Consider the following 14416-nt stretch of genomic DNA (forward strand, 5'->3'; position numbering starts at 1 on the left):
AAATCTGATGTAAAATGATTCATAGGGAAGACCTCTTTCTTGTGAGTTGGTTGTGGTGACTTAATTCTACAAGAAAGGTCTTCCTTTTTGCTATTTATCTATTTACACAAGATATTTTACGCTCTCAGTTTAATATGGCATTCTTCATCTTAATAATGTCATCTTGCCATACACCTGTATCTTCTAAAATTAAAGAGTATAATGCACGAATTAATCTCTTAGAGTAACCTTTAATATATCTAGTTTTCATTGTGTTATCACTAGCATTAGAAAGTGAACTACGTACACGATCTACTTCCTCCTTGGTCTCTGTATTTAAGTCTAAAATGAACTCTGGAGAAATAATTATCGGTGGTACTTTTTCACCAACGTCATGACCATATATGCAAGCACAAATTATCTTAATCCAAAAACCCCACTCATTTGGTTTGCTTAATACATCGTCAATCGAGCAAATTATCGTATCAATCTTAGTTAGTAATGGATATTCTTCCAACAGCCTGTCTTTAATATTTGACAATCTTTCGTAATCAATATCATTGGGATTTACACATACAATAGTAAAGTCTGCATCTGACTTAAAAGGTTTGGCGATTGTTTCGCACACATGCGAAGTTCTTCTTGATTCTCTAAGAACTTCTGGCATGCCTCCGTTATCGTGGAGTGGGTTCCCAGCACATACGATCTCCAAGCCTCTCCACGACTTTCAATATATCTGGACTCAACAGCATCTTGAGACAAGGTTAAATGTACACAAAGTGCATTCAACCTTGATAGACGATTTTCCAGCACCTCAATTTCTGCAGAATTTATAAATGCCGCTCGATGATTTACATGGAATCTCTCTAAAAGATAAAATATACCATTTGGTGGTTTCACATGACCAAGAGAATCCATCCAATTATATTGCTGCTCAAGGTAATCAATATGACGATTTAATAGCTGAATATGTTCATCCTTGTCCATCGATCTTAAGACGCCTTGATATGAATGCAAAACTTGCGAATAGTGCTCACTTATTGCAATTATCGTTTTCTCACCATTGTATGTTTGACTATGTAGTCTCTTTATTGCAGAAAAAACTGATGTTTTCCCTGCGGTAGACACCCCTTCGATTATAACCCCTCGAATCATACTTCACCTCATCAGCTCAATTCTGTGAACATTCGTACCTAGGTGCCTAAGTACTTAGATTGCTTGCCACGCTAGCCGTAAGAACGCTTGATCGCATATCAGATATAGGGTAAGATATTCCCATACAATTGAATCTTGGGTGGGCATGGTTTCCCTTCGGAAAGGAGGGGGCCATGGAAATAGTAGATGCAATCACTATTATGATTCTTTTCGGCACATTTATCATTGCACTATTAACATACATCGCGATTAACTACAAAAGAAAGTAAAAACCCACCCCAAGGTTGCTCGCCGAAGGTGGGTTTTTGTCGCTTATTAACTTGAAGGGACATCCCATCCAAGCCAATTGTACTGGCCGAGTGTTCGCGCACTCGGTCTTTCTAATGTCATTGTAACATATGGAGCTTGGATTCAACAATATTATCGTTAAATATATTAGCGATAACTTGCGTTGGTTCCTCCGGAGGGATATTATCCTCAAACTTGTTTGCAAGTTGTTTGCAAAACGGCACAGAAAAGGCCGCAACAGCCCACCTCTCGGCAACCTGTCACAGCCCCCAAACCCGCGTCCGACGCGGTCTCTCGGCTCTTAATCTTCCCCCGTAGCCACCGGGTTCCCTTCATACGATATCCAATCGCTCCAGCTTCCCGCGTACAGCTTGACGTTGTCGTATCCGGCTTCGCTTAATGCCAGCACGTTAGGGCAGGCCGTGACGCCTGATCCACAGTAGACGATCACAGGCTGATCCTTCGGCACATCTTGAAAATGCTCCTGGAGCAGTTCGGGCTTCTTCATTCGCAGATCATCATCCAGCAGCTCCTTCCAAAACTTGTTGCGCGCCCCTGGAATATGGCCAGCCACACGATCGATCGGCTCCTCCCTGCCTTCGAAGCGCGCAGGTTCTCTGGAATCGACCAGCTGAGCAGAGCCTTCTTGGATCGCTTGCCTTACATTCTCCACCGTTGCCAGCATGTCTGGCTGCAGCTCGGGGACAAAACGCCTCGGCACCCGAATCGGGTTGTCCGTGCTAACGGGGAAACCGGCTTGCTGCCAATGGCTGAAGCCTTGATCCATCACATAGACCCGTTCATGTCCCATATACCGCAGCAGCCACCACAGCCTGGAAGCCATCGCACCTCCCTGATCGTCATAGGCAATTACTGTAACTGTTCGGTCAATTCCGGCTTTACTGAGCACAGCGCCGAGCTTGTCCGGATCCGGGAGCGGATGGCGCCCGCCATGCACTCCGACGGGAGCAGATAAATCCTGCTCCAGATCGAAATATACCGCGCCAGAAATGTGTCCCTGCTCAAAAGCCGTCCTTCCGGCGTCCGGCTGGCCCAGCTGAAAACGGCAGTCCGCAATAACGAGATCCGGTTCATACAACCTCGCTAGCAGCCACTTCATGGATACGATATGCTTCATCTTCAATCACACCTTTTATGAAATTTTGAACAAGTTTACTGATCCTGTGAAACGGCCGAAGCCGGTGAGCCGGTATTCGTCGGTTTTTCCTGCGGAGGGTCTCCTTTACCGTAGCGAATAAACAGCCAGACGCCGAGCAATATAATGCCCCCGGCGATCAGCTGCAGTACAGTCAAACGTTCGTGCAGCAGGAAGTACGCAAGGATCGAAGAAAACACCGGCTCGCCTAAGACGGCCATCGATACTGCCGTCGCATTGACGTACTTTAGCAGCCAATTGAACAAATAATGTCCGAATAATGTGGGGACGATGGCCAGCAGCAGAAATATGCCCCATTCCTGTGGGGCGTATCCGGTAAAGGGGATGCTTGCTGCGGCATTATATACGGCTAGTGCGCTGGCCGCAAACGCGAACACCCAGAAATTATAGACAAAAGCGCCGATCTGTTCTCTTAAATGCTTGCCAATAAGCATGTGGATGGCTACGGCGACGGTTCCAAGAAAGGAGAGAATATCGCCGAGAAGCGCATCATCCGATACACCGAAATCACCCCATCCAATGAGGATGGACCCGATCATCGCCATACTCATGCCGGTGATCATGACCCGATTCGTACGGGTTCGGAACAGCAAATAAGAACCCAGCATGACCAATACCGGCTCCAGTGTGAGAATGACGGTGGAGCTGGCCACTGTAGTTAGGCGCAGAGATCCCATCCACAGTAAAAAGTGCAGTCCCAGTGTTACACCGGACCACACAAGCAAATTCCATTGCTTTCCCGATAAGGAAAACAGCTCTGAGCGATATTTCCAGACCAGCGGAAGCATAAGCAAGTTCGTTAAATACAGTCGGTACATGGCGATAACCGATACGTCTGCTGATGACCAGCGGACAAAAATAGAAGAGAACGATATCGCGATGATACCGATCAAGTAGAGCAGTTCGAATGGAATGAAAGTCTTGTTGTTCAGTCTCATGTTGCATCTCCACAGATGATCAAATTTGTACGTATGAATCGTGTACCAGTGTATTATACCGAAGCCGTTGCGATCAGGAAATAGGATATTCGCCGAGACGATGAATGCTTCGGAAACACGATATCTTTTGCACTTGTATTAGAGCTCATGTGACTGCAGCACTTCCCTGATACTCTCATGTTCCTCCAGCTGCTGCTGCCGTTCAGGGGGTTGGCTGCCTTTATATACCCATTTGCCGTCTTCTTTCTCCCACGTTTCGATCGATCTCTCATACGTGGCGTCCTCGCTTGCGCGAAAGCCCACACCCGCCGTCACAATATTCGGTCTGCGATCACTCACCCAATAAACCCGTTTCAACATAACGGAAGCCTCCTTTGCATCATGCAGCTCATGCCTGCATTTCCTGTTTATATATATTAAGGAGGGTTTGGAATATGTCAGCAGACGGTCAAGGCGCTAAACAACGTCAACGATGGAAATAGAAAACGCCAGGCAAGGATTCGTTCGGGTCCGCTGCACTGGCGCCTATGTTAGAAGACGATGACTGCATTACATATGATAGCTGCCTGTCGGTTCATTCAGTACCCATTCCAGAAGCATGATTTGATCCTCCAGCTGGCCTAGCACCGGATGGCTGGACGCTTCCACTTCCGGTAAGGAATCTTTAAGCGTATTGCGCCGAACGATAAGCTCGTTTAGCTTTCGTTTGATTTGATTTTCCGTTCTCATGTATTGATGCCCCTTTCAGTCCACGTTACGGCGTAATCATAGCAAATACACGGTAGCTGAACAAGCCCTGCGTATGAACGTACCACGTTTACTGCTATTTTTATCTAATTTTCATTTTTTCTTTAAATAAATATCATACAAATTTCATGTAACAACATGGACGATATCGTATAATATATGAATTGATTAGGACTCGTCCCACAGGGACAAGATGCGGCACCTCAAATGCTGATGTACAGCTACCGGGAGGATATCCGTCAGTGTCTGGCGGAAACAGCCGTACTACAACTTTAGATATGAAGGAGAATGTGTGATGTCCGCAAAGGCTATTGTTTATTCCAGCACGCACTGCAATTACTGCGCTCAGGTTAAAAAGTATCTTGCTGATCAAGGCGTGGAGTACGAAGAAAGAAACATCGATTTGGATGACAAATTCGCTGAAGAATTGTGGAATACAGGAATGAGATCGGTGCCTGTAACCGTCATCGGCGAAAAGAAAATTCTTGGATTTAACCAGACCCAGCTGAACAAAGCGATTGCTGAACTGCAAGCTTAAGAGGGCCTTCCATATAGGAATACATGTAAGCATAGTTGTTTGGACTATGCTTTTTCATATGGTCAAGGAATAGCGGCGTTCACCACCTCTTGATAGGTATGGATGGCCTGCTGTTCTTTGGCTGCAAGCTCCGATAATTTCCGCTTCGTGCTGACGATCAGCTGCTTTTGGCCAGTAATTTCGTATTTGAGGAAGAGGTTTCGGATGATCAAGGCATCTTGATGCAGCTCCTTTAACCGTTTAAGCAAATCATCATTTTCCCCGATTCGAGAATGGCTCATAAGGTAGCTGCAGGAAGCATGCCACACCTTTTTATGTTCACTTAATATGTGCAGTGCACGTGTGAGTGTATATACTTGTTGATTTTCGAGCAGCAAGTCGAAAGCGTGATCCAAGTCCGAATAGATGTTGAAGCCAAACTTTCTTCTTGGATACGTTATCCCCAGCGATGACGCTTGCAGAGTATTTTTGGATTGGAGATAGTCCCCGATCAAGTTGGAAAATTGCCTCAAATCCAGAATGAAGGAAGCATTCGGATTGAGCTGCATCAGCGCGATACCGTTCTCGTCTTTGAAGGAAGAAATGTGCTGCAGGTCAAAGGCTTGAATGAGTTCACTTCTTGTAATGACGGCGGAGCTGTATTTTCTAAACGAAAAGAAATCTTGTATGTACAAACCTTCCGTTTCGTCATAGCCGTAAATCAATATCGGATGAAGCTTATGCTGCTTATGATAGTTTTCAAAGGCGGGTATACCATACTCATCGATTTGCAGAACCATATAATATCCCTGATCCAGCATTTGCTTCACAAAGCTGAAAATATCAGCCGAATCCTTCAATTGTTGGATCAGAAACCTTGGAATCTTCCAAGATTGTAATAGCGGTGAAGGCAGAATGAATGGATGCGGACAAAATTCGATTAGAATAACGTTTCCGGGTGTAATCGTACTCATGAGCTGGACGTGCTGACTGTAGAACCATTCCCAGAAACATTTGTGATCTGCACTGATCGATAACACATGTGTGCTGTAAGAATACGTCGTAACGAACGGTTTTTGCAAGGGTAAAATGTTTCTCATGGGTCTCCTCCGTGATCTTATAATGATGACATTGTAACGTTAAGCGCTGCTTCTGAATTCTACAAGGCATACATAAATACCTTTAACCCCGAATCGATGATATTCGATAACATCAAGCCCTGCATGCTCGGAATAGCTGTATAAGTGAATCTGCAAGAAGAAGAGCTTGCCGATTGAAAAAAACTACTGCTACAATGAAGCCATGATTAGGACCCGGGAGTTGATGCATTGTGAATCAGATCAGCATTGGATTGATTGGTCCGCAAATGATCGTGGACAAGCTCATGAACGTTGTGCAGAACTTTCCTTCATTCACACCCGTGCCGCTTGTCTATCGCAATGAGGAGGAGGTTCCTGCTCTGGCACAGCAGTTGATGGAAAGGGTCGATGTCCTGCTGCTGTCGGATCCTTTCTCTCATCGCAAGGTGAAGGAGAGCATGAATTCAAGTATCCCAGTGCATCATATTCCGATCACGGATGCGGGGATGTATAAGGCGCTGTTTCGCGCAATGAAGGCCGACAGGTTGACCGGAGGATTCTCCGTAGATACGCTGACCAAAACGATGGTCGTGCGTACACTGAAGGATTTGGGCATCAGCGAAACTTTCTTCGCGATGTATGATGGACCTGCCTACGATTTGCGGGAGAAGCTTGTACAATTTCACCAAACCCAGCATGAACGAAAGAAATGCTCCATCGCCCTGACCGGCATGGAATCGGTAGCAATCAGGCTGACAGAGCTCGGTATACCGAATGAATGGCTGCTGCCATCCGACCAAGACATGATCGTAACGTTGGAGCGTGCTTTATTGTCCACAGGTGCGCGGCAAAGCAGGGAAGCGCAAATCGTCGTCGGTTTGGTCAACGTTGACGATTTTGGAACTGTCGCTTCGAAGCGAAACAGTGAGCATGAGGTTCAGAAGCTGAAGCTGGATATTCACCGCATGATTTTGGATTACGTCGAATCGCTGGACGGGTATTTGACCCATCTGGGCGGAGATGAATATTTATTTTTTACGACACGGGGGATCTTCGAACGTGAAACCGGAGGATATAAGACGATACCGCTTGCCAAGGACATGAGCAAGACATATGGCGTCTCCCTCAGTATCGGGATGGGATTCGGAAGGTCGGCCAATGAAGCGGGCACACACGCCAGAACGGCGCTTAGAAAATCGAAGGAAGCGGGCGGAAACGCTTGTTTTATTGTACGTGAAGATCGGACGCTCATCGGTCCGCTGGAGATGGCCGAGCCGGTGCAGGGAGTACTGGCGATAACGAACGGAGAGTTGATTAAGAAGGCGGAAGATGCGGGGATGACGAGCGCTTATTTGAGCAAGCTGCTCAATCAAATGGCGCGTTTCGGCAAGAACGAGTACATGGTGCATGAGCTTGCCGCTCTGTTGGATATTACCGTGCGAAGCGCACATCGGCTGCTGCTGATGTGGATGGATCATGGATTGGTCGATGTATCGGGGATGGAAAAGGTACCGAGAGGAAGACCAAGGCAAATATTCAGATTTGCCTTCTTAGAAGATAGTGTAAGCAAATAAAAAGCTCCCAAGCGAACCTATGCGTCAGTAGGAAAGGCTTGGGAGCTTTTTATTTTGGTTTTGCTTGGTTTTGGATACCGCACGCTTCAATTGGAGGGGGAGCGTTCATCATTAGCACTTGCAGGAAGTACCCATATGCGCTCGTCCCGCGGAATGACTTCGACCGGGGTTTCGAAAAAGTCGGTCAGCTGCCCGCTCGTCAGTACATCTTGAACCTTGCCCTGCAGGAATACTTCCCCTCTTCTTAATAAGAGCGCATGGCGAAAGATGGGGAGAATCTCCTCCGTATGATGCGTCACGTAAAAGATCGTGGGCGCATCACCGCTTTTCGCAAGGCGGTCTATGGACTCCAACAATCGCTCGCGCGAAAATAGATCGAGTCCATTGCACGGTTCATCGAGAATGAGCAGCTTCGGCTTAGCCATCAGCGCCCTGGCAATAAGCAGTTTTTGCTTCTCTCCTTGGGAGCACGTTTGGAACGTTCTTCCCTTCAGGTGTGAGCAGCCAAGCTGTTCCATGAAGGAGTAGGCCAGCTCCCAATCGGACTCGCTGGGTTCCTCATATAAGCCGATCGTTGCGAATTTTCCGCTGGCTACAATGTATTCGGCCTTATCGCTCGCATAAAGCTTCTCCTGAAGCGATGAGCTGACCCAGCCAATCATTTTTCGTAATTCCCGCAAATCTATGGTACCGAAGGCATGGCCTAGCACCGAAACCGAGCCTTTCGTCGGCCAGATGTAGCCGTTAATGACATTCAGCAGGGTCGTTTTGCCAGAACCATTGAGGCCAAGGATCGCCCAATGCTCTCCTTTGTTAACCGTCCAGTTCATCTTCTTGAGCGGCTCGTTGTCTCCTCGTCGATAAGAGACCTGCTCGATACGGATCATTTCTTCCATCCTGCAAATCGCTCCTTTCCATGTTTTGTTATTTCAGCAGGAAGACGATTTTTGAATTGGATGATTTTACTATTTTAGCGGATGATATCCACGGCGCATAGATTTGGATATTTAAAGACGATTAATAGATTTGTCTTTAAATAGAATTGGTCGTTATCATAAAGATAAGACCAGAAGAAGAGAGGAGTTCTATGATGAAAACGGTAGCTAAACTGGAAGCAAAACTGGCAGAACCATCGGAGAGATTAATCGCTGATTTGAGTTCTGTAGAAGGTGACATTCTTTTATTGGGTGTAGGCGGCAAGATGGGACCGAGCTTGGCAAGACTCGCGGTGAATGCGATTGCCCAAGGCGGTTTGAACAAAAAGGTGATTGGGGTATCTCGTTTTTCGAATGATGCGGCGAGAAAAGAATTAGAGGAAGCAGGAGTTCAGACGATTTCGTGTGATTTATTGGACGACAAGGCGCTTCAAGAGCTGCCGGGTGCGGAGAATGTCATATATATGGCAGGCAATAAGTTCGGTACGACAGGCAAGGAGCATTTCACTTGGGCGATGAACGCCTATTTACCGGGACGAGTCGCTGAGAAATACAAGGATTCCCGGATTGTCGTATTTTCCTCCGGTAATGTGTATCCATTCACTCCTGTCGGCGGAGGAGGGGTGGACGAATCTCGTCCGCCGGAGCCGCTTGGTGAATATGCACAGTCCTGCCTGGGTCGTGAGCGTGTGTTCGAGCATTACTCACATAAATATGAAACTCCAATGACGATTTACCGTCTCAATTATGCGATTGACATGCGATATGGCGTGCTGCTCGAAATTGCCAAATCGATCAATGAAGGCCGTCCGATCAATTTAACGATGGGGCATGCGAATGTGATTTGGCAGGGAGACGCCAATGAGATGGCGCTGCGCTGCTTAACCGTATGCTCTTCTCCGCCGAATGTGGTGAATATTACAGGTCCAGAGACGATGTCTGTACGCTGGGCCGCGGAGCAGTTCGCTCAAAGGCTGGGCAAGGAAGCACAGTTTACAGGAAGCGAATCCGAGACGGCACTGCTCAGCAATGCGTCTAAATCCCATCAGCTGTTCGGATATCCCCGCGTTTCTTTGCTGCAAATGATCGATTGGGTTGCCGAGTGGGTGGCGGCAGGCGGAGATACATGGAATAAACCGACACACTTTCAAGAAAGGGATGGAAAATTCTAATGAGTGGACGAGGAAAAAGCTTATCAGCTGAACTGCTTCAGGCGCTTCATGAAGGTTTAGTCATTCCTGCTCACCCGCTGGCTCTGGATGAACAACGCCAGCTGGATGAGCGGCATCAGAGGGCGCTTACCCGTTACTATATGGCTTCGGGCGCAGGCGGGGTAGCCGTTGGCGTGCACTCGACGCAGTTTGAAATTCGCGATAAAGATGTGAACTTGTTCGAGCCCGTACTTCGTTTGGCTGCTGAAGAAGTGGATCGTGCCAAGCTGGAACGGCCTTTCATCAAAGTGGCTGGCATCTGCGGGCCAACGGAACAAGCGCTGGAAGAAGTGGAGATCGCGCTGCGTTATGGATATGACGCCGGGCTGCTCAGCATGGGCGGATTAACGGGCTGGAGCGAAGAGGCTATTTTGGAGCGGACACGGAAGGTAGCCGAGCGGATTCCTGTCATCGGTTTTTATCTGCAGCCATCGGTTGGAGGGAGGATCTTCAGCTTTGAGTTTTGGCGTGAATTTGCAGAGATTCCGAACGTCGTTGCGATCAAGATGGCTCCGTTCAATCGCTATCAGACCATCGATGTCGCGCGAGCCGTATGCTATTCGAGTCGCCGGGACGAAATTGCACTGTATACCGGTAATGACGACAATATCGTGAACGATCTGCTGACGACCTATCGTTTCAATGTGAACGGCCAGCCTGTAGAAAAGCAAGTGGTCGGCGGACTTCTTGGCCATTGGGCCGTATGGACACATAAGGCTGTGCAGCTGCTGGAGGAAATTAAAAAGGAGAGATCCCGCGGGGAGATTTCGCCTGAATGGCTGACACGCAACATTGAGGTGACCGATTCCAATGCCGCTTTCTTCGACCCGGCCCATCATTTTGAGGGCTGTATTCCAGGCATTCATGAAGTGCTTCGCAGACAAGGCTTGCTCCAGGGGATTTGGTGCTTGAATCCGAACGAAACGCTCTCCCCAGGTCAAGCTGAAGAAATCGATCGGGTGTATCGTGATTATCCGCATCTAAACGATGACGAATTCGTAAAAGCCCATCTGCAGCAGTGGCTGTCCGATTCATCGTTACTGTCCAGCGAGTAACATCATGGATACGCAGTGAAGTCGTGTGAGGAGGAGGTGCGGCATGCGTTTTAAAGATGTCTTTTCGATTATCGGCCCCAGTATGGTCGGACCTTCCAGTTCGCATACAGCGGGTGCTGTGCGCATAGGTCGGACGGCACGTCATATTTTCGGAGAGCAGCCGACTCAAGCTGAAATCGTGTTCTATGGATCTTTTGCCGATACGTACCGAGGGCATGGGACGGATTTAGCGGTGACCGCAGGTTTGCTGGATATGGATACAGACGACTTGCGTATTCGCGATGCACTGCAGGAAGCGAAGGCAGCTGGCATCGAGATCGTGTTCCAAACAGGCCGAAAGCCTACCCTCCATCCGAACACCGCGAAGATTACACTTCGTACCGATCTTCGTCAAGATGTGGTCATAGGCTCATCCATTGGCGGCGGGAACATTGTGATCCAAAGTGTGAATGATTTTGATGTAGGCTTTTCCGTAGTGTATCCTACCTTGCTTGTGTTCCATGATGATCGCCCAGGCATCGTGGCGAACATTACGTCGCTGTTTAGCAGCGAGGGATTGAATATCGGCTATATGGACGTCGATCGAAAGGGGAGAAGCGGAGATGCATTGACGGTAGTAGAAACCGATGAAGCCATTCCGACTTCGCTCATGGACCGTCTTCGTTCCCTGCCCTATGTTCATCGGATAAGCTTAGCGGATTTAACGTCTAGAGAGGTGAGGGAATGAGATTCTCATCATTAAATCAGATTGCCGAGCTGTGCAGGAATGAAAATGTAACGATTGCCAGTCTGATGCTGAAGGAGCAGGTGAAGGAGACGGGGCGATCGGAGAAGCAGACCTTTGATCAGATGGCAGATTATTACGGCGTAATGAAAGAGGCGGTGCGCAAAGGTTTGACGGACAATACGGTATCTCGCAGCGGTCTAACGGGAGGCGATGCACAAAGAGTGCAGTCCTATATTGGATCCGGCGTACCTTCTCTCGGAGTAGAGGCATGTACAGCGATGGCCTATGCGTTATCTGTCTCCGAAGTGAACGCTTCGATGGGACGCATTATTGCTACACCGACGGCCGGATCGTGCGGCATTATTCCGGGTGTATTTGTCAGCGCTCAGGAACGCTTCGGCTTTGAAGATGACCATATGGTGAATGGACTGTTCGCAGCTGGTGCGATCGGTTATGTCATCGCCAACAATTCCTTCGTTTCCGGTGCGGAAGGCGGCTGTCAGGCAGAAGTCGGCTCAGCGATTGGGATGGCAGCTGGAGCGCTGACGGAGCTGCGAGGGGGGAGTCCCGAGCAGGCCGTTCACGCCGTGGGCCTCGCCCTGAAGAATTCGCTCGGCTTAATTTGCGATCCGGTCGGCGGATTAGTAGAGGTTCCATGTATCGTTCGCAACGGATTCGGGGCTGTAACAGCGCTTGCGGCATCCGACATGGCACTGGCGGGTGTACGGAGTGTCATTCCGTCCGACGAAGTGATTCAGGTCATGCTGGAGGTCGGCTCGGAAATGCCCGAGAAGCATCGGGAAACAGCCAAGGGCGGCCTTGCCAGGACGCCAACTGGCAAGCAAATCATGCGCAGGCTGTATGGCAAGAGCCATGAAGAGAATCAGAAAAGCGAGGGATCGAATGCATGAGCAAACCGTCTTTGCAGCTGAATGAGAAGCAGGTCGCAGAGTGGATTGAATTCCGCAGAGATCTTCATCGTTATCCGGAGCTGAGCTTTCAAGAATCAGAAACGGCGGCGAAAGTGGCGGAGCGGTTATCCGAGATGGGAATACGATACGAAACAGGGGTCGGCGGTCACGGAATCGTAGCAGACATACCCGGAACAGAGCCGGGTCCCACGATCGCCCTTCGTGCCGATATGGACGCGCTGCCGATACAAGAAGAATCGGGACTGCCTTTTGCCTCCGCGCGTCCTGGCGTAATGCATGCGTGCGGACATGATGCGCATACGACGATACTGCTGGCCGCCGCACAGCTGCTGACGCAGCAGTCTTTTCCAGGAACGGTTCGTTTGCTGTTCCAATCGGCGGAAGAGATCAATGCCGGTGCCAAGGCGATGATCGAGGAAGGCGCATTATCAGGTGTATCGGAAATTTACGGACTTCACAATCTGCCTACATTGTCCGCTGGGAAGATCGCCGTCTGCTCCGGTGCGATGATGGGCTCCGTCGATCGGATTGAGATCACACTGGAAGGAAGAGGGGGGCATGGAGCGATTCCTGATCAGAGCATTGATCCGATCGTCTGCGCCTCTGCTGTCGTGATGGCGCTACAAACCGCAGTGAGCAGGGAAATTTCTCCGTTCCAGCCAGCGGTCATTACGATCGGCAGTCTTCAAGCCGGTGATGCCAATAACGTCATTCCACATCGAGCGGTCATGACCGGGACGATACGGACCTTTCGCCCGGATGTTCAAAGGCGCATGCCGGACATCATCCAGCGAATCGTCTCCCGGGTGGCAGACGGCTACCGCTGCAGCGCAGATATTCAGTATATTCATCAAGTGCCTGTGTTGGAGAACCATGACGAATGTGCCACACACGTTGAAGCGGCGGCGAAGCAGGTGGTTGGATCTGATGGCCTGCAGCAGGCGGAACCGACGATGGCGGGGGAAGATTTCTCTGTTTACTTGAAGCAAGTTCCCGGCTGCTTTTTTTGGATCGGTTCAGGACCGAAGGAAAATGCCGATCAAGCCTTCGGACTGCATCATCCTCGGTTTGATTTGAATGAGGAGTGTATTCCTGTTGGTGCTTCCATGCTGGCGGAAATCGCCATGCAGCGGTTATTTGCTATAACAACCCCTGAGTAAAGGAGCTGGCGTCAATGACAGATTTGAAGATAGGGATGATCGGCCTCGACACCTCTCATGCCCCCGCATTCACGGAACTGCTTCATGATCCGGGACATCGGTATCATATTCGAGGCGGGCGGGTGACTTATGGTTATTCCGGAGGATCGCCTGATTTTCCGTTAAGTATCAGCAGAGTGGAAGGGTACACAGCACAACTGCAATCGTCCTTCGGAGTGAAAATCGTTGATACGCCCGAAGAAGTAGCTGAGAACTGTGATGCTATATTGCTGGAAGCTGCGGACGGACGGGTCCATCTCGATTTGTTCAAGCGAATTGCTCCCTACCGTAAGCCGGTATTTATCGACAAGCCGCTGTCGCTGACGATGGAAGACGCAGAAGAGATCGAACGCATCGCAGCCTCCTATGGCATTCCAGTGTTCAGTTCCTCTGCGCTTAGGTATGCCGAAAGCTTGCAGCTTGGCCTGCAGCAGGGGGAAGGCGGGCGTGTATTCGGAGCTGATGTTTATGGTCCGATGGACGTTCAATCAACGCAGAGGCACTATTTTTGGTACGGTATTCATAGCGTGGAGATGCTCGTAACCATCATGGGAAGAGGCTGCGAGGAAGTCTTCGCCTTCAGCAGCGAGGAGCATGAGCTGATCACCTGCCGCTGGAACGATGGGCGGATCGGAACCGTACGGGGCAATCGCTGCGGAAATTACGGATTTGGCGCCACGATTCACCGTGAATCGGGTGATCATCTGATCGATATTGGATCCTCCAAGAAGCCGTTCTACGCTAGTTTGCTGGAGCAGGTGATGAACATGTTTACGACCGGAATAGCTCCGCTCGAGTTCTCTGAAACGATGGAGGTCATCCGAATATTGGATGCTGCGGAACAAAGCCGTCAGCAGCGTGCACCTGTTCATATGTCAAAGTGACGTAAGCTCCCCATGATCA

Annotated in this window: 16 protein-coding genes and 1 pseudogene; 9 read left to right on the forward strand and 8 right to left on the reverse strand. The window is 49.2% G+C overall.

The annotated features are described in order from the left end of the window. Positions 1–127 precede the first annotated feature (127 nt). Together ACFPXP_RS14895 and ACFPXP_RS14900 are read right to left on the reverse strand one after the other, a co-directional pair. Positions 128–592, reverse strand: a pseudogene (locus ACFPXP_RS14895) (nucleotidyltransferase); the annotation flags it as partial. After that, positions 547–966 (reverse strand): hypothetical protein, encoded by a 420-nt coding sequence (locus ACFPXP_RS14900; RefSeq protein WP_379895108.1) that lies wholly within the window; start codon positions 964–966, stop codon positions 547–549. The pseudogene ACFPXP_RS14895 and the gene ACFPXP_RS14900, both read right to left, overlap by 46 nt. A 341-nt stretch (positions 967–1307) precedes the next feature. On the opposite strand from ACFPXP_RS14900, the gene ACFPXP_RS14905 reads away from it, so the two are divergent. Then, positions 1308–1403: a putative holin-like toxin gene (locus tag ACFPXP_RS14905; protein WP_379326960.1), complete on the forward strand. Its 96-nt coding sequence runs from the start codon at positions 1308–1310 to the stop codon at positions 1401–1403. 320 nt (positions 1404–1723) lie between these two features. Here the strand turns inward: ACFPXP_RS14905 and ACFPXP_RS14910 are convergent, their stop codons facing one another. The 4 genes from ACFPXP_RS14910 to ACFPXP_RS14925 all read right to left on the reverse strand — a co-directional run bounded on the left by ACFPXP_RS14910 (position 1724) and on the right by ACFPXP_RS14925 (position 4266). Next, positions 1724–2560 carry a sulfurtransferase gene (locus ACFPXP_RS14910; RefSeq protein WP_379895109.1) on the reverse strand — a complete coding sequence of 279 codons (837 nt, stop codon included), beginning with the start codon at positions 2558–2560 and terminating at the stop codon, positions 1724–1726. Positions 2561–2595: 35 nt separating this feature from the next. Then, positions 2596–3537: a DMT family transporter gene (locus ACFPXP_RS14915; RefSeq protein WP_379895110.1), complete on the reverse strand. Its 942-nt coding sequence runs from the start codon at positions 3535–3537 to the stop codon at positions 2596–2598. A gap of 138 nt (positions 3538–3675) precedes the next feature. After that, positions 3676–3897 carry a hypothetical protein gene (locus ACFPXP_RS14920; RefSeq protein WP_379895111.1) on the reverse strand — a complete coding sequence of 74 codons (222 nt, stop codon included), beginning with the start codon at positions 3895–3897 and terminating at the stop codon, positions 3676–3678. A 189-nt stretch (positions 3898–4086) separates the two neighbouring features. Then, positions 4087–4266: a hypothetical protein gene (locus ACFPXP_RS14925; protein ID WP_379895112.1), complete on the reverse strand. Its 180-nt coding sequence runs from the start codon at positions 4264–4266 to the stop codon at positions 4087–4089. Positions 4267–4579: 313 nt separating this feature from the next. On the opposite strand from ACFPXP_RS14925, the gene ACFPXP_RS14930 reads away from it, so the two are divergent. Further along, the gene (locus ACFPXP_RS14930) at positions 4580–4822 is read left to right on the forward strand and encodes a glutaredoxin family protein (protein WP_379895113.1); all 243 of its coding nucleotides are present in this window, start codon (positions 4580–4582) and stop codon (positions 4820–4822) included. A gap of 62 nt (positions 4823–4884) precedes the next feature. Here ACFPXP_RS14930 and ACFPXP_RS14935 read toward each other — a convergent pair whose 3' ends face one another. Beyond that, positions 4885–5901 carry a BtrH N-terminal domain-containing protein gene (locus ACFPXP_RS14935; RefSeq protein WP_379895114.1) on the reverse strand — a complete coding sequence of 339 codons (1017 nt, stop codon included), beginning with the start codon at positions 5899–5901 and terminating at the stop codon, positions 4885–4887. A 266-nt stretch (positions 5902–6167) separates the two neighbouring features. Between ACFPXP_RS14935 and ACFPXP_RS14940 the strand changes: the two genes are divergently transcribed. Further along, entirely contained in the window at positions 6168–7454 is a 1287-nt protein-coding gene (locus tag ACFPXP_RS14940; protein ID WP_379895154.1) for a hypothetical protein, read from the forward strand. A gap of 86 nt (positions 7455–7540) precedes the next feature. Here ACFPXP_RS14940 and ACFPXP_RS14945 read toward each other — a convergent pair whose 3' ends face one another. Continuing rightward, entirely contained in the window at positions 7541–8350 is an 810-nt protein-coding gene (locus ACFPXP_RS14945) for an ABC transporter ATP-binding protein (RefSeq protein WP_379895115.1), read from the reverse strand. A 194-nt stretch (positions 8351–8544) separates the two neighbouring features. Here ACFPXP_RS14945 and ACFPXP_RS14950 point away from each other — a divergent pair, with 194 nt between their 5' ends. Genes ACFPXP_RS14950 through ACFPXP_RS14975 form a run of 6 tightly spaced genes read left to right on the forward strand, consistent with a single transcriptional unit; the run spans position 8545 to position 14397 of the window. Continuing rightward, the gene (locus ACFPXP_RS14950; RefSeq protein ID WP_379895155.1) at positions 8545–9561 is read left to right on the forward strand and encodes an NAD-dependent epimerase/dehydratase family protein; all 1017 of its coding nucleotides are present in this window, start codon (positions 8545–8547) and stop codon (positions 9559–9561) included. Further along, positions 9561–10655: a dihydrodipicolinate synthase family protein gene (locus ACFPXP_RS14955; RefSeq protein WP_379895116.1), complete on the forward strand. Its 1095-nt coding sequence runs from the start codon at positions 9561–9563 to the stop codon at positions 10653–10655. The genes ACFPXP_RS14950 and ACFPXP_RS14955 overlap by 1 nt, the downstream gene beginning before the upstream one ends. A 43-nt stretch (positions 10656–10698) precedes the next feature. Beyond that, positions 10699–11382, forward strand: coding sequence for an L-serine ammonia-lyase, iron-sulfur-dependent subunit beta (sdaAB, locus tag ACFPXP_RS14960; RefSeq protein WP_379895117.1), 684 nt, complete (start codon positions 10699–10701; stop codon positions 11380–11382). Beyond that, positions 11379–12293: an L-serine ammonia-lyase, iron-sulfur-dependent, subunit alpha gene (gene sdaAA / locus ACFPXP_RS14965; protein WP_379895118.1), complete on the forward strand. Its 915-nt coding sequence runs from the start codon at positions 11379–11381 to the stop codon at positions 12291–12293. Before sdaAB ends, sdaAA begins: the two co-directional genes overlap by 4 nt. Next, a complete protein-coding gene (locus ACFPXP_RS14970) occupies positions 12290–13474 on the forward strand; it encodes a M20 metallopeptidase family protein (protein WP_379895119.1) in 1185 nt (394 codons plus the stop codon). Before sdaAA ends, ACFPXP_RS14970 begins: the two co-directional genes overlap by 4 nt. A 14-nt stretch (positions 13475–13488) precedes the next feature. Further along, a complete protein-coding gene (locus ACFPXP_RS14975) occupies positions 13489–14397 on the forward strand; it encodes a Gfo/Idh/MocA family protein (protein ID WP_379895120.1) in 909 nt (302 codons plus the stop codon). Positions 14398–14416 lie beyond the last annotated feature (19 nt).

Origin of the sequence: Marinicrinis lubricantis (genome assembly GCF_042658665.1) — a bacterium.
Classification (GTDB): Bacteria; Bacillota; Bacilli; order Paenibacillales; family KCTC-33676; genus Marinicrinis; species Marinicrinis lubricantis.